Here is a 19,220-nt window from a genome sequence, read left to right as displayed (position 1 = left end):
TCAGGAGGGTTGTGTCGGACGTCCTTAAGAGTGCAAAGACTTATGGCAAAGCGTGACTATTACGAAGTGTTGGGTGTTGAGCGTGGCTCAAGCGAAGCAGACCTGAAAAAGGCCTACCGTCGCCTGGCGATGAAGCACCACCCGGACCGTAATCCCGATGACAAAGCGTCGGAAGAGATGTTCAAGGAGGCCAACGAGGCCTACGAAGTGCTGTCGGATTCCAGCAAGCGCGCGGCGTACGACCAGTACGGCCATGCCGGTGTCGACCCGAGCATGGGTGGCGGCGGTGCCGGTTTCGGTGGTCAGAACTTCTCCGACATCTTTGGCGATGTCTTCAGTGACTTCTTCGGTGGCGGTCGCGGCGGTTCCCGTGGTGGTGCCCAGCGCGGCAGTGACTTGCGCTACACCCTGGAACTGGACTTGGAAGAAGCGGTACGCGGTACGACCGTGAACATCCGCGTTCCGACACTGGTCAACTGCAAGCCGTGCGATGGCTCTGGTGCCAAGAAAGGTTCTTCTCCGGTGACTTGCCCGACTTGCGGCGGCATCGGCCAGGTGCGCATGCAGCAAGGCTTCTTCTCGGTGCAGCAGACCTGCCCGCGCTGCCATGGCCAGGGCAAGATCATTTCCGATCCGTGCGATTCCTGCCATGGCGAAGGTCGTGTCGAAGAGTACAAGACCCTGTCGGTGAAAGTGCCGGCCGGTGTCGATACCGGTGATCGTATTCGTCTGTCCGGCGAAGGCGAGGCGGGCGCTCATGGTGGTCCGACTGGCGACCTGTACGTGGTGATCAACGTGCGTGAGCACTCGATTTTCCAGCGCGACGGCAAGCACCTGTTTTGCGAAGTGCCAATCAGCTTCGTCGATGCGGCGCTGGGTGGCGAGCTGGAGATTCCGACCCTTGATGGCCGGGTCAAGCTGAAGATCCCCGAGGGAACCCAGACCGGCAAGCAGTTCCGTGTTCGTGGCAAGGGTGTCGCGCCAGTGCGTGGTGGCGGTGCCGGTGACTTGATGTGCCGTGTGGCGGTCGAGACTCCGGTCAACCTGAGCCGTCGCCAGCGTGAAATGCTCGAGGAGTTCCGCAGTTCGCTGGCGGACGATAACAGCCATTCGCCGAAAACCACCGGTTGGTTCGAAGGCGTGAAGCGCTTCTTCGGCGATTTGTAAGGAGACAGGCATGCGACGTATTGCAGTGATGGGCGCCGCCGGGCGCATGGGCAAGACCCTGATTGAAGCGGTGCACCAGACACCGGGCGCCGGGCTGACGGCGGCAGTGGATCGTCCTGATAGCACGCTGGTCGGCGCGGATGCTGGCGAGTTGGCTGCGCTGGGTCGTATCGGCGTACCGCTGTCCGGCGATCTGGATCGGGTGGTTGATGAGTTCGACGTGCTGATCGACTTCACGCACCCGACGGTGACCCTGAAGAACCTCGCTTTCTGCCGTAAGCACGGCAAGGCGATGATCATCGGTACCACCGGCTTCAGTGTTGAAGAAAAGCAGTTGTTGGCGGACGCGGGCAAGGACATTCCGATTGTCTTCGCGGCTAACTTCAGCGTCGGGGTCAATCTGTGCCTGAAGTTGCTCGACACGGCAGCTCGCGTACTGGGTGACGATGTCGATATCGAAATCACCGAAGCTCATCATCGGCATAAGGTCGATGCGCCGTCCGGCACTGCCGTGCGCATGGGTGAGGTGATTGCCGATGCGCTGGGGCGTGATCTGAAGAAAGTGGCCGTATACGGTCGTGAGGGTCAGGCCGGCGCTCGCGAGCGCGAGACGATCGGTTTTGCCACCGTGCGCGCCGGCGACATCGTTGGCGATCACACCGTGCTGTTCGCTGCCGATGGCGAGCGTGTCGAGATCACTCACAAGGCGTCCAGTCGCATGACGTTCGCCAAGGGTGCGGTACGTGCGGCGTTGTGGCTGGATGGGCGCGAGCCTGGCCTTTACGACATGCAGGACGTGCTCGACCTGCGTTAAGATGCACCCGAAATCGGGCTCGCGCACAGCGTTTGAGCCCGGTTTTGTTCCGCCAAGCGACGTCCTGTCGCATTCTCCAGCCTTTAAGGCTCATTGGCGGTAGACCAAAAATGCCTTTTTCTGTAAGCTACAGCTTTAGTGTGTCCACTAAAAGCGCGCAGAATAATTCAGTGAAGAAGCGGGGTGACGTGTCCATACGTCACTCCGCTTTTTTACAACCTGCGATCGCCCTTTCAGGCTTTATTTACGGGAGGTCTTCTTGACTAAGCCAGCCATACTCGCCCTTGCTGATGGCAGCATTTTTCGCGGCGAAGCCATTGGAGCCGACGGTCAGACCGTTGGTGAGGTGGTGTTCAACACCGCAATGACCGGCTATCAGGAAATCCTTACCGATCCTTCCTACGCCCAACAAATCGTTACCCTGACTTACCCGCACATCGGCAACACCGGCACCACGCCGGAAGACGCCGAGTCCAACCGCGTCTGGTCTGCCGGCCTGGTCATCCGTGACCTGCCACTGGTGGCGAGCAACTGGCGTAACACGATGTCCCTGTCCGACTACCTGAAGGCCAACAATGTTGTGGCCATCGCCGGTATCGACACCCGCCGCCTGACGCGCATCCTGCGTGAAAAAGGCGCGCAGAACGGCTGCATCATGGCCGGCGACAACATTTCCGAAGAGGCCGCCATCGCTGCCGCCCAGGGTTTCCCGGGCCTCAAAGGCATGGACCTGGCGAAAGTCGTCAGCACCAAGGAAAGCTATGAGTGGCGCTCGACTGTCTGGGATCTGAAAACCGACAGCCACGCAACCATCGAAGCCTCCGAGCTGCCGTACCACGTGGTTGCCTACGACTACGGCGTCAAAGTGAACATCCTGCGCATGCTGGTCGAGCGCGGTTGCCGCGTGACCGTCGTGCCTGCTCAAACGCCTGCTGCCGATGTGCTGGCGCTGAAGCCGGACGGCGTGTTCCTGTCCAACGGTCCTGGTGATCCGGAGCCTTGCGACTACGCTATCCAGGCGATCAAGGATGTGCTGGAAACCGAGATCCCGGTCTTCGGTATCTGCCTCGGTCACCAGCTGCTGGCCCTGGCCTCCGGCGCCAAGACCCTGAAAATGGGTCACGGCCACCACGGCGCCAACCACCCCGTCCAGGACCTGGACAGCGGCGTGGTGATGATCACCAGCCAGAACCACGGCTTTGCCGTAGACGAAGAGACCCTGCCGGCCAACGTTCGCGCGATCCACAAATCGCTGTTCGACGGCACCCTGCAAGGTATCGAGCGTACCGACAAGAGCGCCTTCAGCTTCCAGGGTCACCCTGAAGCCAGCCCTGGCCCGAACGACGTAGCGCCATTGTTCGATCGCTTCATCAACGAGATGGCCAAGCGACGCTGATCGCTCGCCCTGATGTTGCAAAGCTTGAGGGTGGCCCCGCACCGGTGGCCCCCTCAAGTCTTCAGAGATTGAACAAGACGGCTTGCCGACTGACCTGCGGATTTGAGTGACAAACCCATGCCAAAACGTACAGACATTAAAAGCATCCTGATTCTCGGCGCTGGCCCGATCGTGATCGGCCAGGCCTGCGAATTCGACTACTCCGGCGCCCAGGCCTGTAAAGCCCTGCGCGAGGAGGGTTACCGCGTCATCCTGGTGAACTCCAACCCGGCCACCATCATGACCGACCCGGCCATGGCCGACGCCACCTACATCGAGCCGATCAAGTGGCAGACCGTTGCCAAGATCATCGAGAAAGAACGTCCGGACGCGCTGCTGCCGACCATGGGTGGCCAGACCGCCCTGAACTGCGCACTGGACCTGGAGCGCGAAGGCGTTCTGGAGAAGTTCGGCGTAGAAATGATCGGTGCCAACGCTGACACCATCGACAAGGCTGAAGACCGTTCGCGTTTCGACAAGGCGATGAAGTCCATCGGCCTGGCGTGCCCGCGCTCCGGCATCGCCCACAGCATGGAAGAGGCCAACGCGGTCCTCGAGAAGCTCGGCTTCCCGTGCATCATCCGTCCGTCCTTCACCATGGGCGGCACCGGTGGCGGTATCGCTTACAACCGTGAAGAGTTCGAAGAAATCTGCGCCCGTGGTCTGGACCTGTCGCCGACCAAGGAACTGCTGATCGACGAATCGCTGATCGGCTGGAAAGAATACGAAATGGAGGTTGTCCGCGATAAGAAGGACAACTGCATCATCGTCTGCTCCATCGAAAACTTCGACCCGATGGGCGTGCATACCGGTGACTCGATCACCGTGGCTCCTGCACAGACCCTGACCGACAAGGAATACCAGATCCTGCGTAACGCCTCCCTGGCGGTACTGCGCGAGATCGGCGTGGAAACCGGCGGTTCCAACGTTCAGTTCGGTATCTGCCCGAACACTGGCCGCATGGTCGTGATCGAGATGAACCCGCGTGTATCGCGTTCCTCGGCACTGGCTTCGAAAGCCACTGGTTTCCCGATCGCCAAGGTCGCGGCCAAACTGGCTGTCGGTTACACCCTCGACGAACTGTCGAACGACATCACCGGTGGCAAGACTCCGGCGTCCTTCGAGCCGTCCATCGACTACGTCGTCACCAAGCTGCCACGCTTTGCCTTCGAGAAATTCGCCAAGGCTGATGCGCGCCTGACCACCCAGATGAAGTCGGTGGGTGAAGTCATGGCCATCGGCCGTACCTTCCAGGAATCCCTGCAGAAAGCCCTGCGTGGCCTGGAAGTCGGTGTTTGCGGTCTGGACGAGAAGGTTGATCTGGCAAATCCGGAAAGCATGAGCGTACTCAAGCGCGAGCTGACCGTGCCGGGCGCCGAGCGTATCTGGTACGTGGCGGACGCAATGCGTGCCGGCATGAGTGTTGAAGACATCTTCGGCATGACCATGATCGATCCTTGGTTCCTGGTGCAGATGGAAGATCTGATCAAGGAAGAAGAGAAGGTCAAGACCCTGGGCCTGACCAGCATCGACCGCGATCTGATGTTCCGCCTCAAGCGCAAAGGCTTCTCCGATATGCGCCTGGCCAAGCTGCTGGGTGTGACCGAGAAGAGCCTGCGCGCTCACCGTCACAAGCTGGAAATCTTCCCGGTCTACAAGCGCGTCGACACTTGCGCCGCCGAGTTCGCCACCGATACTGCTTACCTGTACTCGACGTACGAGGAAGAGTGCGAAGCCGCACCATCGGGTCGCGACAAGATCATGATCCTGGGTGGCGGTCCGAACCGTATCGGCCAGGGCATCGAGTTCGACTACTGCTGTGTACACGCGGCACTGGCCCTGCGCGATGACGGGTACGAGACCATCATGGTCAACTGCAACCCGGAAACCGTTTCCACCGACTACGACACTTCCGATCGTCTGTACTTCGAACCGGTTACCCTGGAAGACGTACTGGAAATCGTCCGCGTCGAGAAGCCAAAAGGCGTGATCGTCCAGTACGGCGGCCAGACCCCGCTGAAGCTGGCGCGTGCCCTGGAAGCCGCTGGCGTGCCAATCATCGGCACCAGCCCTGACGCCATCGACCGTGCCGAAGACCGCGAGCGTTTCCAGCAAATGGTCCAGCGCCTGAACCTGCGTCAGCCGCCAAACGCCACCGTGCGCAGCGAAGACGAAGCGATTCGCGCTGCTGCCAAGATCGGCTACCCGCTGGTGGTGCGTCCGTCCTACGTACTGGGCGGTCGTGCGATGGAAATCGTTTACGAAGAAGAAGAACTCAAGCGCTACCTGCGTGAAGCGGTTCAAGTGTCCAACGACAGCCCGGTGCTGCTGGACCACTTCCTCAACTGCGCCATCGAAATGGACGTGGATGCGGTTTGCGACGGCAAGGACGTGGTAATCGGCGCGATCATGCAGCACATCGAGCAGGCCGGCGTTCACTCCGGTGACTCCGCTTGCTCGCTGCCGCCGTACTCGCTGCCGGCGCACATCCAGGACGAGATGCGCGAACAGGTCAAGAAAATGGCCCTGGAACTGGGTGTGGTCGGCCTGATGAACGTTCAGTTGGCTCTGCAAGGCGAAGACATCTACGTCATCGAAGTCAACCCGCGCGCTTCCCGTACCGTACCGTTCGTGTCCAAGTGCATTGGTGTTTCCCTGGCGATGATCGCTGCTCGCGTGATGGCCGGTAAAACCCTGAAAGAATTGGGTTTCACCAAGGAAATCATTCCGAACTTCTACAGCGTGAAAGAGGCGGTGTTCCCATTCGCCAAATTCCCTGGCGTTGACCCGATCCTCGGCCCAGAGATGAAGTCCACCGGTGAAGTGATGGGCGTTGGCGACACCTTCGGTGAAGCGTTCGCCAAGGCTCAGATGGGTGCCAGCGAAGTGCTGCCGACCGGCGGTACTGCGTTCATCAGTGTGCGTGACGACGACAAGCCACTGGTTGCGGGCGTGGCCCGTGATCTGATCAACTTGGGCTTCGAAGTGGTTGCCACTGCCGGTACTGCCAAGCTGATCGAGGCGGCGGGCCTGAAAGTGCGCCGTGTGAACAAGGTGACCGAAGGTCGTCCGCACGTGGTCGACATGATCAAGAATGACGAAGTCACGCTGATCATCAACACCACCGAAGGTCGTCAGTCGATCGCTGATTCGTACTCCATTCGTCGTAATGCCCTGCAGCACAAGATTTATTGCACCACCACCATTGCTGCTGGCGAAGCCATCTGCGAAGCGCTGAAGTTCGGTCCCGAGAAGACCGTGCGCCGCTTGCAGGATCTACACGCAGGATTGAAGGCATGAGCATAACGAAGTACCCAATGACCGTTCAGGGCGCTCGCGCCCTGGAAGAAGAGCACACTCACCTGACCAAGGTCGTTCGTCCGAAGCTCAGCCAGGACATCGGTACGGCCCGCGAGTTGGGTGACTTGAAGGAAAATGCCGAATACCACGCTGCCCGTGAGCAGCAGGGTATGGTCGAGGCACGGATCCGTGATATCGAAGGCCGCATGCAGAATGCGGTGGTTATCGATGTGACGACCATTCCTCACAGCGGCAAGGTGATTTTCGGCACAACCGTCGAAATCGCCAACGTCGAAACCGATGAAAGCGTGACTTACCAGATCGTTGGTGAGGACGAGGCTGACATCAAGCTCGGCAAGATCTCTGTCGGCTCGCCGATTGCCCGCGCCTTGATTGCCAAGGAAGAGGGTGATGTGGTTGCAGTCAAAACGCCTGGCGGCGTTATCGAGTACGAGATTGTCGAAGTCCGCCACATCTGAAGGCCGGCGCCCGTTTCGTGCGGGCGCCATGCTTTGGCAACTGACCCAGATGTTGTGGGTCGGCGGCTTGTGGCTATTGCAAATCGGTCTGTTGCCGGTGCTGGGACGAATTGGCCTGGCGCCGCTACTGATCGACGAAATCGCAGGCACGCTCAATACGCTGGTAGTGGGGTTCGCTACGGCGTGTTTGGTATTCCAGGCTTTGGTGCTGATAAAGGCCGAGGGCCTTGCCAGTCTATGGCGGGATATTCGCGGGCAACTGTTGCTGATGGCGCTGTATGCGTGCGCGATGTACTTCGCGGTGCGTTTCGGCTGGCCGGATGCCGTGCGTTGGCAGGCGTTCAGCTATCTTGTTCTGGGCTTTACCGGGGTTGTACTGGTGTTGCAGCCAGTGCCGGGATGGAGTGGCAGGGTGCGCGAAGCACACCCTTGACCCTTGTCATCACTTGAAGCGATGGACGTTCGACAGCTGCTTGTTGACGCTGAAGTTCTTGCGGTAGATCAGTGCCATCTTGCCGATGACCTGAACCAGGTCCGCTTTGCCGACCTTGCAGAGTTCTGCAATGGACGCCAGGCGCGATTCGCGATCGAGGATGTTGAGCTTGATTTTGATCAGCTCGTGATCCGCCAAAGCGCGTTCAAGTTCGGCTAACACACCTTCAGTCAAACCATTGTCTGCCACAATCAAAACTGGTTTCAGATGGTGGCCAATGGATTTGTACTGTTTCTTCTGCTCTTGAGTGAGCGGCATAATCTGACCCCTGCGTCTGATCTTGTAAAAAGCGGCGGCCAGTTTACCCGAGCGAGTCCGGGACCGCCCAGTTAATCACGACCCGTTTTACTTCCGAGGTATCCCGTGGCCCGTTCCAAGACAAGCCTTAAGTGGCTGCAAGAACATTTCAACGACCCATTCGTCAAAATGGCACAAAAAGACGGGTACCGTTCCCGCGCCAGCTACAAACTGCTGGAGATCCAGGAAAAGGATCGTCTGATCCGCCCTGGAATGAGCGTAATCGACCTTGGTGCGGCCCCCGGTGGGTGGTCCCAGGTGACCAGTCGTCTGATTGGCGGGCAGGGGACACTGATCGCTTCTGACATTCTGGAAATGGACAGCATCCCGGACGTGACCTTCATTCAGGGCGACTTTACCGAGGATGCCGTGCTGGCTCAGATCCTCGAGGCCGTCGGAAATAAGGAAGTAGACCTTGTGATTTCCGATATGGCCCCCAATATGAGTGGATTACCCGCCGTAGACATGCCGCGAGCGATGTTCCTGTGCGAGTTGGCACTGGATCTTTCGACTAGGGTGTTGAAGCCTGGTGGTGATTTTTTGATCAAGATCTTCCAGGGTGAAGGCTTCGACGAGTTCCACAAAAGCGTTCGCCAGCAGTTCGAGAAGGTCCAGATGCGCAAGCCGACCTCGTCGCGCGACCGTTCTCGCGAGCAGTACCTGCTGGGCCGTGGTTTCCGCGGACGCAGTGAGGGATGAGTGAGTTTTCGATCAGGGTGATAGGATTTTTGTATTACGCCTTGTCAGAATTAGCGAATATTGTGTAGGAAGTGTTTCACAAAGGGTTACAGACGGCGCCTGCCAAGTCGTAGGTAATGTAGTAAGTTAGGCCGGTGAATATCATGCGAAGCGCGCGTCAGTAGCGGAGCTTGCTTCAGAGGGTAGTTAATTGAACGATATGGCAAAGAATCTGATCCTGTGGTTGATCATCGCGGCTGTCCTGGTGACGGTGATGAACAACTTCTCCAGTCCTAACGAGCCGCAAACCCTCAACTATTCCGACTTCATCCAGCAGGTCAAGGATGGCAAGGTCGAGCGCGTGGCGGTTGATGGCTACGTGATTACCGGCAAACGCAACGATGGCGACAGCTTCAAGACCATTCGCCCGGCGATCCAGGACAACGGCCTGATCGGCGATCTGGTGGATAACCACGTTGTGGTCGAAGGCAAGCAGCCTGAACAGCAAAGTATCTGGACCCAGCTCCTGGTCGCCAGCTTCCCGATCCTGGTAATCATTGCCGTGTTCATGTTCTTCATGCGGCAGATGCAGGGCGGTGCAGGTGGCAAGGGTGGGCCGATGAGCTTTGGTAAAAGCAAGGCGCGCCTGCTCTCCGAAGATCAGGTGAAAACTACCCTGGCTGACGTTGCCGGTTGCGACGAGGCCAAGGAAGAAGTCGGCGAGCTGGTCGAGTTCCTGCGTGATCCGGGCAAGTTCCAGCGCCTGGGCGGTCGCATTCCTCGCGGTGTGCTGATGGTCGGTCCTCCGGGTACCGGTAAAACCTTGCTGGCCAAGGCCATTGCCGGCGAAGCCAAAGTACCGTTTTTCACCATTTCCGGTTCTGACTTCGTCGAAATGTTCGTCGGTGTGGGTGCCAGCCGTGTTCGTGACATGTTCGAGCAGGCCAAGAAACACGCTCCATGCATCATCTTCATCGACGAGATCGACGCTGTCGGTCGCCATCGTGGTGCCGGCATGGGTGGTGGTCACGACGAGCGCGAGCAGACTCTCAACCAGTTGCTGGTCGAGATGGACGGCTTTGAAATGAATGACGGCATCATCGTGATTGCCGCCACCAACCGTCCTGATGTGCTGGACCCTGCGCTGCTGCGTCCGGGCCGTTTCGACCGTCAGGTTGTGGTAGGTCTGCCAGACATCCGTGGTCGCGAACAGATTCTCAAGGTTCACATGCGCAAAGTGCCGATGGGCGACGACGTGGCTCCGGCCGTGATCGCTCGTGGTACTCCAGGGTTCTCGGGTGCCGATCTGGCCAACCTGGTGAACGAGGCATCGTTGTTCGCTGCCCGTGCCGGCAAGCGCATCGTCGAGATGAAAGAATTCGAACTGGCGAAAGACAAGATCATGATGGGCGCCGAGCGCAAATCCATGGTCATGTCCGAGAAAGAAAAACAGAACACGGCTTATCACGAAGCGGGCCACGCCATTGTGGGACGTGTCGTGCCTGAGCATGATCCGGTGTACAAGGTGTCGATCATCCCGCGTGGTCGTGCGCTGGGTGTGACCATGTTCCTCCCGGAAGAAGATCGTTACAGCCTGTCCAAGCGTGCATTGATCAGCCAGATCTGCTCGTTGTACGGCGGTCGTATCGCTGAAGAAATGACCCTGGGCTTCGATGGTGTGACCACCGGTGCTTCCAACGACATCATGCGCGCCAGCCAGATTGCGCGGAACATGGTGACCAAGTGGGGCCTTTCGGAAAAACTCGGTCCATTGATGTATGCCGAAGAAGAGGGAGAAGTGTTCCTCGGTCGCGGTGGTGGTGGTCAGAATGCAAGTTTCTCCGGCGAAACAGCCAAGCTGATCGACTCCGAAGTGCGCAGTATCATCGATCAGTGCTATGGCACGGCGAAGCAGATTCTCACGGACAACCGTGACAAGCTCGATGCGATGGCTGATGCCTTGATGAAGTACGAAACAATCGATGCCGAGCAGATCGACGACATCATGGCGGGTCGTACGCCTCGTGAGCCGCGCGACTGGTCGGGTGGCACGGGTACTTCCGGCACCCCTCCGGTGGTGCAGGATGAGCGTCCGGAAACGCCGATCGGCGGTCCTGCTGCTGACGTATAAGGTTTGAAATGACTTCTGTTCAGTCCTCGACCCGGTTGCCTTGCGGCAACCGGGTTCTTGATTTGGCCCAGACGCATGTCATGGGCATTCTCAATGTCACTCCTGATTCTTTCTCCGATGGTGGCCAATACAGCCAGCTCGACGCGGCCATGCGCCACGCCGAGGCCATGGTGGCGGCCGGCGCGACGCTGATCGATGTCGGTGGCGAATCCACTCGTCCTGGGGCCAGGGCGGTGTCGCCACTGGAGGAACTGGAGCGCGTAGCGCCCATTGTCGAGCGCATCAGTCGCGAGTTGGACGTCATCATCTCGGTCGATACCTCCACGCCAGCGGTCATGCGTGAAACTGCTCGCCTGGGTGCCGGGTTGATCAATGATGTGCGTTCGTTGCGTCGCGATGGCGCGCTGGATGCAGCGGCAGCCACCGGACTACCGGTTTGCCTGATGCATATGCTGGGAGAACCAGGCGATATGCAGGACAATCCGCAGTATCAGAACGTTACAAGGGAAGTCGGTGAGTTTCTCGCCGAGCGCATGCATCAGTGTTCAATGGCGGGTATTCCAGCTGAGCGGATCATTCTTGACCCCGGATTCGGCTTCGCCAAGACCTTGCAGCACAACCTGAGCTTGTTCAAACATATGGAAGCCCTGCATGCCTTGGGGCGGCCCCTGTTGGTCGGGGTTTCGCGAAAGAGCATGATTGGTCAGGCATTGAATCGTCCGGTGGAAGACCGACTGTATGGTGGTTTGGCGCTCGCGGCGCTGGCTTCGGCGAAAGGTGCGCGTATATTGCGCGTCCATGATGTAGCCGAAACAGTGGATGTGGTCCGGATGATCGCCGCAGTGGAATCAGCCGAATAAGAATGATGGAGCACTTATGAGCAAAAAATATTTTGGCACCGATGGTATTCGTGGACGCGTCGGTGAGTACCCGATTACTCCTGATTTCATGCTCAAGCTCGGCTGGGCTGCAGGCATGGCGTTCCGCAAGATGGGTGCCTGCAAGGTATTGGTGGGTAAGGACACTCGGATCTCCGGCTACATGTTCGAGTCGGCACTTGAAGCAGGGCTGACGTCGGCAGGTGCCGATGTGATGCTTTTGGGGCCGATGCCGACCCCGGCGATTGCATACCTGACGCGCACCTTTCATGCCGAGGCTGGCATCGTCATCAGTGCGTCGCACAATCCGCATGATGACAATGGCATCAAGTTCTTCTCCGGCAAGGGCACCAAGCTTCCGGATGAAGTCGAGCTGATGATTGAAGAATTGCTTGATACGCCAATGACCGTGGTGGAATCGAGCAAGATCGGCAAGGTGTCGCGAATCAACGATGCGTCGGGACGCTATATCGAATTCTGCAAGAGCAGCGTGCCGACCGGCACTAGCTTCTCGGGTCTGAAAATCGTGATCGACTGCGCTCACGGTGCGACTTACAAAGTGGCGCCGAGCGTGTTCCGCGAGTTGGGTGCTGAAGTCGTCGTACTGTCGGCGCAGCCGAATGGTTTGAACATCAACGACAATTGCGGTTCGACCCATATGGGGCAGCTGCAGGCTGCCGTCGTGGCTGAGCACGCCGATCTGGGTATCGCGTTTGATGGTGACGGCGACCGCGTTCAGATGGTCGATCACACGGGGGCGGTGGTGGATGGCGACGAATTGCTGTTCATCATTGCCCGTGATCTGCATGAGCGCAACAAGCTGCAGGGCGGCGTGGTCGGAACCTTGATGAGTAACCTGGGGCTGGAGCTGGCCCTGGCTGATCTGGGTATTCCATTCGTGCGTGCCAATGTCGGTGACCGCTACGTCATTGCCGAGCTGCTGGAGCGCAACTGGATCGTAGGTGGTGAGAACTCCGGGCACATCGTGTGCTTCAGCCATACCACTACAGGTGATGCAATCATTGCGGCGCTGCAGGTGTTGATGGCGCTGCGCACGCGTGACGAAGGCCTGGCGCAATCCCGGCAGGCGCTGCGCAAGTGCCCTCAGGTGTTGATCAATGTGCGTTTCGGCGGCGGCGCAAGCCCTCTCGATCATCCGTCGGTCAAGGAAGCCAGCGAGCGTGTGACCAAGGCCATGGCAGGTCGGGGGCGCGTGCTGTTGCGCAAGTCCGGAACCGAGCCGCTGGTGCGTGTGATGGTCGAGGGCGAGGACGAAACGCAGGTTCGTGGCTATGCCGAAGAGCTGGCAAAACTGGTTACTGAAGTTTCTGCCTGAATTCGGCTTGCCAGCCTTGATTGTGTTGGGTAACATCTGCGCCCACTTTGACCGACGAGGTACAGCATGCGTCGCCCTATGGTAGCTGGTAACTGGAAGATGCACGGTACCCGCGCCAGCGTCGCTGAGCTGATCAACGGCCTTCGTGACTTGGCCTTGCCGAGCAGTGTTGATGTAGCGGTATTCCCGCCTTTCCTGCATATCAATCAAGTGATTGATGGCTTGAAAGGAAAGTCGATTTCGGTCGGCGCGCAGAATTCTGCGGTGGAGTCCGGGCAAGGTGCGTTGACCGGTGAAGTTGCGCCGAGTCAGTTGGTGGATGCAGGTTGTTCCCTGGTGCTTGTCGGGCACTCCGAACGCCGCCAGATTATGGGCGAGCAGGACGGAATGCTGATCCGCAAGTTCGCAGCGGCACAGGCATGCGGCTTGGTTCCGGTGTTGTGCATAGGGGAAACCCTTGAGCAGCGTGAAGCCGGAAAGACTCTTGAGGTTGTCTCGCGTCAGCTGGGCAGTATCATTGAGGAGCTGGGTGTCGGTGCCTTTGCCAAGGCAGTGATCGCTTATGAACCGGTCTGGGCCATTGGCACCGGACTGACTGCAACGCCACAGCAGGCGCAGGATGTGCACGCAGCCATTCGCGCCCAGTTGGCGGCAGAGAATTCTGAGGTCGCGCAAGGTGTGCGGCTTCTATACGGCGGCAGCGTGAAGGCGGCCAATGCGGTCGAACTGTTCGGCATGCCGGATATCGATGGGGGTCTCATTGGTGGGGCTTCCCTGAATGCAGATGAGTTCGGTGCGATTTGTCGCGCCGCGGGAAACTGAAAAAATGCTGGAAACAGTCGTAGTCGTTTTTCATCTGCTGGGTGCATTGGGCGTAGTAGCTCTGGTTTTGCTGCAGCAGGGTAAGGGTGCGGACGCTGGCGCGTCTTTCGGAGCAGGTGCTTCAAATACTGTGTTCGGAAGCCAAGGTTCCTCTACCTTTCTTAGTAAGTTTACTGCTATACTTGCCGCAGGTTTTTTCATAACCAGCTTGGGGTTAGGTTACTTTGCTAAAGAGAAGGCTCACCAGCTGACTCAAGTAGGTCTCCCAAACCCGGCGGTACTGGAAGTGCCAAAGCAACAACCGGCTTCTGATGATGTCCCGGTGCTTCAAGAGCAAAAGTCGGCTACTCCAGCGACTGACGTGCCTCCAGCTCAAGAGCAGAAGTAAGAAGGGTTTCAAACGTAGTATTGCCGAGGTGGTGGAATTGGTAGACACGCAACCTTGAGGTGGTTGTGCCCATAGGGTGTAGGGGTTCGAGTCCCCTTCTCGGTACCAATTAGTCAGGAGAGCCCGCTGTTGCGGGCTTTCTTGCAGGTGGAAGGTTACATTGACCCTGTAGGGGATCGGTCGTATACTTCCGCCCCAGCTTTGTCGCGGGGTGGAGCAGTCTGGTAGCTCGTCGGGCTCATAACCCGAAGGTCGTCGGTTCAAATCCGGCCCCCGCAACCAGTTTAAGGAGCCCCTTTTAAGGGGCTTTTTGTTAGCTGGACACTTTCAACGCCGCTGTTCGACGGCGTTTCAAGGATGGGCGTTTAGCCCATTTTTTTATTTTGCATAGCATGCACATACATGCACTAGGGGGTTCAGGTGTCGAGCAAGCTAGAAGAGTTGCAGGCCTTGCTGGCCCCGGTGGTCGTGGCCCTAGGCTATGAATGCTGGGGTATTGAGTTTTCGGCCCAGGGTCGCCACTCAATGTTGCGCGTTTATATCGATAAAGAAGGCGGCGTGCTGGTGGACGATTGCGCCATCGTCAGCCGTCAGATCAGCGGTGTGCTGGATGTTGAAGATCCAATCGCCGTTGAATACACCCTTGAAGTTTCCTCGCCTGGCATGGAACGCCCGCTGTTCACTCTTGAGCAGTTTGCAAAATTTGCCGGTGAACAAGTGAAGATCAAGCTGCGCTCGCCTTTTGAAGGACGACGCAACTTTCAGGGCCTTCTGCGCGGCGTAGAAGAGCAGGATGTCGTGGTGCAAGTAGAAGACCATGAGTTCCTGTTGCCGATCGATATGATCGACAAGGCCAACATTATTCCCAGTTTTGACTGAGGCGTGCCAGATACTGCGGATCCCGCGGATCCAATGGCTTGCGAAAGGCGAGGCGTACGATGAGCAAAGAAGTACTGCTGGTTGTTGAGTCGGTATCCAATGAAAAGGGCGTACCGGCAAACGTGATTTTTGAAGCGCTGGAGCTGGCTCTGGCTACTGCGACCAAAAAGCGTTTTGAAGACGAAGTTGATCTGCGTGTGGAAATCAATCGCCACACTGGCGCTTACGAGACTTTCCGTCGCTGGACGGTCGTCGAGGAAGCAGATCTGGACGATCCGGCCATCGAAACCTGGCCGAGCAAGGTTGCCGAAACGCATCCTGGCGCCAAGGTCGGTGACGTTGTCGAAGAGAAAATCGAATCCATCGAGTTCGGGCGCATTGCTGCACAGACTGCCAAGCAAGTCATCGTGCAGAAAGTACGCGAAGCCGAGCGCGCTCAGGTTGTTGACGCTTACCGCGAGCGCCTGGGTGAAATCATCTCCGGCACCGTGAAAAAAGTCACCCGCGACAACGTGATCGTCGATCTGGGCAACAACGCTGAAGCGTTGCTGGCCCGTGAAGACATCATTTCTCGCGAAACTTTCCGGGTTGGCGTGCGCCTGCGTGCGCTGCTCAAGGAAATCCGCACCGAGAACCGCGGCCCGCAGTTGATCCTGTCGCGTACCGCGCCGGAAATGCTGATCGAGTTGTTCCGCATCGAAGTGCCGGAAATTGCCGAAGGCCTGATCGAAGTGATGGCTGCGTCCCGTGATCCGGGTTCGCGCGCCAAGATCGCCGTTCGCTCCAAGGACAAACGCATCGACCCGCAAGGCGCTTGCATCGGTATGCGCGGTTCGCGCGTCCAGGCAGTGTCGGGTGAGTTGGGCGGTGAGCGTGTTGACATCGTTCTGTGGGACGACAACCCGGCTCAGTTCGTGATCAACGCCATGTCCCCGGCCGAGGTTGCGGCAATTATCGTTGACGAAGATGCCCACGCAATGGACATCGCCGTTGGCGCAGACAATCTGGCTCAGGCCATCGGTCGCGGTGGTCAGAACGTGCGTCTGGCCAGCCAGTTGACTGGCTGGACCCTGAACGTGATGACCGAATCGGACATCCAGGCTAAACAGCAAGCAGAAACCGGCGACATCCTGCGCAACTTCATCGACGAGCTGGAAGTCGACGAAGAGCTGGCTCAGGTGCTGGTTGATGAAGGCTTCACCAGCCTGGAAGAGATTGCCTACGTACCGTTGGAAGAAATGCTCAACATCGACGGCTTTGACGAGGAAATCGTCAACGAGCTTCGCGCTCGTGCCAAGGATCGCTTGTTGACCAAAGCCATCGCTACTGAGGAAAAGCTGGCAGACGCCCATCCGGCCGAAGACCTGCTCTCGCTTGAGGGTATGGACAAGGATTTGGCGATGGAACTGGCGGTGCGCGGCGTAATTACCCGCGAAGACCTGGCCGAGCAGTCTATTGACGACCTGCTCGACATCGACGGCATTGACGATGATCGTGCCGGCAAGTTGATCATGGCCGCCCGAGCCCACTGGTTCGAGTAATTAGGCGCGGCCTGAGGAGAGAAGTGCATGACGCAAGTCACGGTGAAACAACTGGCCGATGAGGTCAAAACACCGGTAGAGCGCCTGTTGCAGCAGATGCGTGAGGCAGGTCTGCCGCACACCGCCGCCGAAGAACATGTGACTGACAGTGAGAAGCAATCGTTGCTGACTCACTTGAAAAGCAGCCACAAGGCGAAAGTGGAAGAACCACGCAAGATTACGCTGCAGCGTAAAACCACCAGCACCCTGCGGGTTGCTGGCAGCAAAAGCATCAGCGTTGAAGTACGCAAGAAGAAAGTCTTCGTACAGCGCAGCCCGGAAGAAATCGAAGCCGAGCGCAAGCGTGAACTGGATGAACGTCGCGCAGTAGAAAATGCTGCACGTCAGAAGGCTGAAGAAGAAGCCAAGCGTCGCGCCGAAGAAGAAGCGCGCCGCCAGCCTGCTGCTGCGCAGACCGCTCCTGCCGAACCTGTCGCAGCGCCTGTCGCAGTGGCCGAGCCTGTGCGCGAAAGCGCTCCGGTTGTGGCGGCTGCCCCGGCTCCTGCGGCCGACACTCGCAAGCGTGACGAACAGCGTCGTCCGGACAAGCCACGTGCCGACGACAACAGTCGTCGCGGTGGCGGCGATGGCGAGCGCAAAAACGCTCCGCATCGTGCTTCGGTCAAGGAAAAGGCGCCGGCTCCACGCGTTGCTCCACGTACTACCGACGAAGAAAGCGATGGCTTCCGTCGTGGTGGTCGCGGCAAGGCCAAGCTGAAGAAGCGCAACGCTCACGGTTTCCAGAGCCCAACCGGCCCTGTCGTGCGCGAAGTGAAGATCGGCGAAACCATCACTGTTGGCGATCTCGCTCAACAGATGTCGGTGAAGGCCGCTGAAATCATCAAGTTCATGTTCAAACTGGGTACTCCAGCGACCATCAACCAGGTACTCGATCAGGAAACTGCTCAACTGGTTGCCGAAGAGCTGGGCCACAAAGTGACCCTGGTCAGCGACACCGCCCTGGAAGATTCCCTGGCCGAGTCCCTGAAGTTTGAAGGCGAGGCAGTTTCCCGTGCGCCGGTCGTGACCGTAATGGGCCACGTTGACCACGGTAAGACTTCCCTGCTCGACTACATCCGTCGTGCCAAGGTTGCAGCAGGCGAAGCCGGCGGCATCACCCAGCACATCGGTGCATACCACGTTGAAACCGACCGTGGCATGGTGACGTTCCTCGATACCCCTGGTCACGCCGCGTTTACCGCGATGCGTGCCCGTGGTGCGAAGGCAACCGACATCGTGATCCTCGTGGTTGCAGCGGACGACGGCGTGATGCCGCAGACCATCGAAGCTGTTCAGCACGCTCAGGCTGCTGGCGTTCCGCTGGTTGTCGCGGTGAACAAGATCGACAAGCCGGGCGCCGATCTCGATCGCATCCGTAGCGAACTGTCGGTTCACGGCGTGACGTCGGAAGAGTGGGGTGGTGACACTCCATTCGTACCGGTCTCGGCGAAGATGGGTACCGGTGTCGACGAACTGCTCGAAGCCGTTCTGCTGCAAGCCGAGGTTCTGGAACTGACGGCTACGCCTTCGGCTCCTGGCCGTGGTGTCGTGGTCGAATCCCGTCTGGACAAGGGCCGCGGCCCGGTAGCTACCGTTCTGGTTCAGGACGGTACGCTGCGCCAGGGCGACATGGTCCTGGTCGGTTCGAACTATGGCCGTGTTCGCGCCATGCTCGACGAGAACGGCAAAGCCATCAAGGAAGCCGGTCCTGCCATCCCTGTCGAGATCCTCGGCCTGGACGGTACTCCGGATGCCGGCGACGAAATGAGCGTGGTTGCCGACGAGAAGAAAGCCCGTGAAGTGGCTCTGTTCCGTCAAGGCAAGTTCCGTGAAGTCAAACTGGCTCGTGCTCACGCCGGCAAGCTGGAAAACATCTTCGAAAGCATGGGGCAGGAAGAGAAGAAGACGCTCAACATCGTCCTCAAATCCGACGTCCGTGGTTCGCTGGAAGCGTTGAACGGCGCCTTGAACGGCCTGGGTAACGACGAAGTGCAAGTGCGTGTGGTCGGTGGCGGCGTCGGTGGTATCACCGAATCCGATGCCAACTTGGCACTGGCCTCCAACGCTGTACTGTTCGGCTTCAACGTGCGTGCCGATGCTGGCGCGCGCAAGATCGTCGAGCAGGAAGGTCTGGATATGCGTTACTACAACGTGATCTACGACATCATCGAAGACGTCAAGAAAGCCCTGACCGGCATGCTCGGCAGCGATGTTCGCGAGAACATCCTGGGTATCGCCGAAGTGCGTGACGTGTTCCGTTCGCCGAAGTTTGGCGCGATCGCCGGTTGCATGGTTATCGAAGGTGTCGTTCACCGTAACCGTCCAATCCGTGTACTGCGTGAAGACATCGTTATCTTCGAAGGCGAGCTGGAATCCCTGCGCCGCTTCAAGGATGACGCTTCCGAAGTACGTGCCGGCATGGAATGCGGTATCGGCGTGAAGAGCTACAACGACGTCAAGGTCGGTGACAAGATCGAAGTCTTCGAGAAGGTGCAGGTTGCTCGCAGCCTCTAACTCGCGTACTTCAAGAGCCGTGACGGGTC

At 58.5% G+C, this 19,220-nt stretch carries 16 protein-coding genes and 2 tRNA genes; 17 read left to right on the top strand and 1 reads right to left on the bottom strand.

Going from position 1 to position 19,220, the window contains the following annotated elements; genetic code table 11:
* Positions 1-42 precede the first annotated feature (42 nt).
* From dnaJ to AC07XF_RS11825, 6 genes are all read left to right on the top strand, one after another.
* Positions 43-1,167 carry a molecular chaperone DnaJ gene (gene dnaJ / locus AC07XF_RS11850; RefSeq protein WP_007988691.1) on the top strand — a complete coding sequence of 375 codons (1,125 nt, stop codon included), beginning with the start codon at positions 43-45 and terminating at the stop codon, positions 1,165-1,167.
* Positions 1,168-1,177: 10 nt separating this feature from the next.
* Positions 1,178-1,981 (top strand): 4-hydroxy-tetrahydrodipicolinate reductase, encoded by an 804-nt coding sequence (dapB, locus tag AC07XF_RS11845; protein ID WP_495026631.1) that lies wholly within the window; start codon positions 1,178-1,180, stop codon positions 1,979-1,981.
* Positions 1,982-2,240: 259 nt separating this feature from the next.
* Positions 2,241-3,377, top strand: coding sequence for a glutamine-hydrolyzing carbamoyl-phosphate synthase small subunit (gene carA / locus AC07XF_RS11840; protein ID WP_495026630.1), 1,137 nt, complete (start codon positions 2,241-2,243; stop codon positions 3,375-3,377).
* Positions 3,378-3,494: 117 nt separating this feature from the next.
* Positions 3,495-6,716, top strand: a complete 3,222-nt coding sequence (gene carB / locus AC07XF_RS11835; protein ID WP_116260298.1) for a carbamoyl-phosphate synthase large subunit — start codon at positions 3,495-3,497, stop codon at positions 6,714-6,716.
* A 2-nt stretch (positions 6,717-6,718) separates the two neighbouring features.
* The gene (gene greA / locus AC07XF_RS11830; protein WP_033063469.1) at positions 6,719-7,195 is read left to right on the top strand and encodes a transcription elongation factor GreA; all 477 of its coding nucleotides are present in this window, start codon (positions 6,719-6,721) and stop codon (positions 7,193-7,195) included.
* 28 nt (positions 7,196-7,223) lie between these two features.
* Positions 7,224-7,628 (top strand): MFS transporter, encoded by a 405-nt coding sequence (locus AC07XF_RS11825; protein ID WP_495026629.1) that lies wholly within the window; start codon positions 7,224-7,226, stop codon positions 7,626-7,628.
* A 9-nt stretch (positions 7,629-7,637) separates the two neighbouring features.
* Here AC07XF_RS11825 and AC07XF_RS11820 read toward each other — a convergent pair whose 3' ends face one another.
* Positions 7,638-7,946: a YhbY family RNA-binding protein gene (locus tag AC07XF_RS11820; protein ID WP_007942889.1), complete on the bottom strand. Its 309-nt coding sequence runs from the start codon at positions 7,944-7,946 to the stop codon at positions 7,638-7,640.
* 105 nt (positions 7,947-8,051) lie between these two features.
* On the opposite strand from AC07XF_RS11820, the gene rlmE reads away from it, so the two are divergent.
* The 11 genes from rlmE to infB all read left to right on the top strand — a co-directional run bounded on the left by rlmE (position 8,052) and on the right by infB (position 19,191).
* A complete protein-coding gene (gene rlmE / locus AC07XF_RS11815; protein ID WP_495026628.1) occupies positions 8,052-8,684 on the top strand; it encodes a 23S rRNA (uridine(2552)-2'-O)-methyltransferase RlmE in 633 nt (210 codons plus the stop codon).
* A gap of 199 nt (positions 8,685-8,883) precedes the next feature.
* Positions 8,884-10,794, top strand: coding sequence for an ATP-dependent zinc metalloprotease FtsH (gene ftsH / locus AC07XF_RS11810; protein WP_033047686.1), 1,911 nt, complete (start codon positions 8,884-8,886; stop codon positions 10,792-10,794).
* Positions 10,795-10,802: 8 nt separating this feature from the next.
* Positions 10,803-11,654 (top strand): dihydropteroate synthase, encoded by an 852-nt coding sequence (folP, locus tag AC07XF_RS11805; RefSeq protein WP_495026627.1) that lies wholly within the window; start codon positions 10,803-10,805, stop codon positions 11,652-11,654.
* A 16-nt stretch (positions 11,655-11,670) separates the two neighbouring features.
* A complete protein-coding gene (glmM, locus tag AC07XF_RS11800) occupies positions 11,671-13,008 on the top strand; it encodes a phosphoglucosamine mutase (protein ID WP_495026626.1) in 1,338 nt (445 codons plus the stop codon).
* Positions 13,009-13,074: 66 nt separating this feature from the next.
* Complete coding sequence (gene tpiA / locus AC07XF_RS11795; protein WP_495026625.1) at positions 13,075-13,830, top strand: triose-phosphate isomerase; 756 nt, start codon at positions 13,075-13,077, stop codon at positions 13,828-13,830.
* Between the two features lie 4 nt (positions 13,831-13,834).
* Complete coding sequence (gene secG, locus AC07XF_RS11790) at positions 13,835-14,218, top strand: preprotein translocase subunit SecG (protein WP_017336473.1); 384 nt, start codon at positions 13,835-13,837, stop codon at positions 14,216-14,218.
* Between the two features lie 22 nt (positions 14,219-14,240).
* Positions 14,241-14,326 (top strand) — tRNA-Leu (locus tag AC07XF_RS11785).
* Between the two features lie 97 nt (positions 14,327-14,423).
* Positions 14,424-14,500 (top strand) — tRNA-Met (locus AC07XF_RS11780).
* 138 nt (positions 14,501-14,638) lie between these two features.
* Complete coding sequence (gene rimP / locus AC07XF_RS11775; protein WP_007993601.1) at positions 14,639-15,097, top strand: ribosome maturation factor RimP; 459 nt, start codon at positions 14,639-14,641, stop codon at positions 15,095-15,097.
* Positions 15,098-15,156: 59 nt separating this feature from the next.
* Positions 15,157-16,638: a transcription termination factor NusA gene (gene nusA / locus AC07XF_RS11770; RefSeq protein WP_007988680.1), complete on the top strand. Its 1,482-nt coding sequence runs from the start codon at positions 15,157-15,159 to the stop codon at positions 16,636-16,638.
* A gap of 27 nt (positions 16,639-16,665) precedes the next feature.
* Complete coding sequence (infB, locus tag AC07XF_RS11765) at positions 16,666-19,191, top strand: translation initiation factor IF-2 (RefSeq protein ID WP_007993602.1); 2,526 nt, start codon at positions 16,666-16,668, stop codon at positions 19,189-19,191.
* The last annotated feature ends 29 nt before the right edge of the window (positions 19,192-19,220 follow it).

It is taken from the genome of Pseudomonas sp. GW821-FHT01C01, assembly GCF_059422645.1.
This window is presented reverse-complemented; position numbering and strand designations above follow the sequence as displayed.

What these genes read in the sequence shown, in the direction of transcription:
- dnaJ (WP_007988691.1), top strand. Translation starts at nt 43, where the DNA reads ATGGCAAAGCGTGACTATTACGAAGTGTTGGGTGTTGAGCGTGGCTCA.
- dapB (WP_495026631.1), top strand. Translation starts at nt 1,178, where the DNA reads ATGCGACGTATTGCAGTGATGGGCGCCGCCGGGCGCATGGGCAAGACC.
- carB (WP_116260298.1), top strand. Translation starts at nt 3,495, where the DNA reads ATGCCAAAACGTACAGACATTAAAAGCATCCTGATTCTCGGCGCTGGC.
- AC07XF_RS11825 (WP_495026629.1), top strand. Translation starts at nt 7,224, where the DNA reads ATGCTTTGGCAACTGACCCAGATGTTGTGGGTCGGCGGCTTGTGGCTA.
- AC07XF_RS11820 (WP_007942889.1), bottom strand. Translation starts at nt 7,946, where the DNA reads ATGCCGCTCACTCAAGAGCAGAAGAAACAGTACAAATCCATTGGCCAC.
- ftsH (WP_033047686.1), top strand. Translation starts at nt 8,884, where the DNA reads ATGGCAAAGAATCTGATCCTGTGGTTGATCATCGCGGCTGTCCTGGTG.
- folP (WP_495026627.1), top strand. Translation starts at nt 10,803, where the DNA reads ATGACTTCTGTTCAGTCCTCGACCCGGTTGCCTTGCGGCAACCGGGTT.
- glmM (WP_495026626.1), top strand. Translation starts at nt 11,671, where the DNA reads ATGAGCAAAAAATATTTTGGCACCGATGGTATTCGTGGACGCGTCGGT.
- tpiA (WP_495026625.1), top strand. Translation starts at nt 13,075, where the DNA reads ATGCGTCGCCCTATGGTAGCTGGTAACTGGAAGATGCACGGTACCCGC.
- secG (WP_017336473.1), top strand. Translation starts at nt 13,835, where the DNA reads ATGCTGGAAACAGTCGTAGTCGTTTTTCATCTGCTGGGTGCATTGGGC.
- nusA (WP_007988680.1), top strand. Translation starts at nt 15,157, where the DNA reads ATGAGCAAAGAAGTACTGCTGGTTGTTGAGTCGGTATCCAATGAAAAG.
- infB (WP_007993602.1), top strand. Translation starts at nt 16,666, where the DNA reads ATGACGCAAGTCACGGTGAAACAACTGGCCGATGAGGTCAAAACACCG.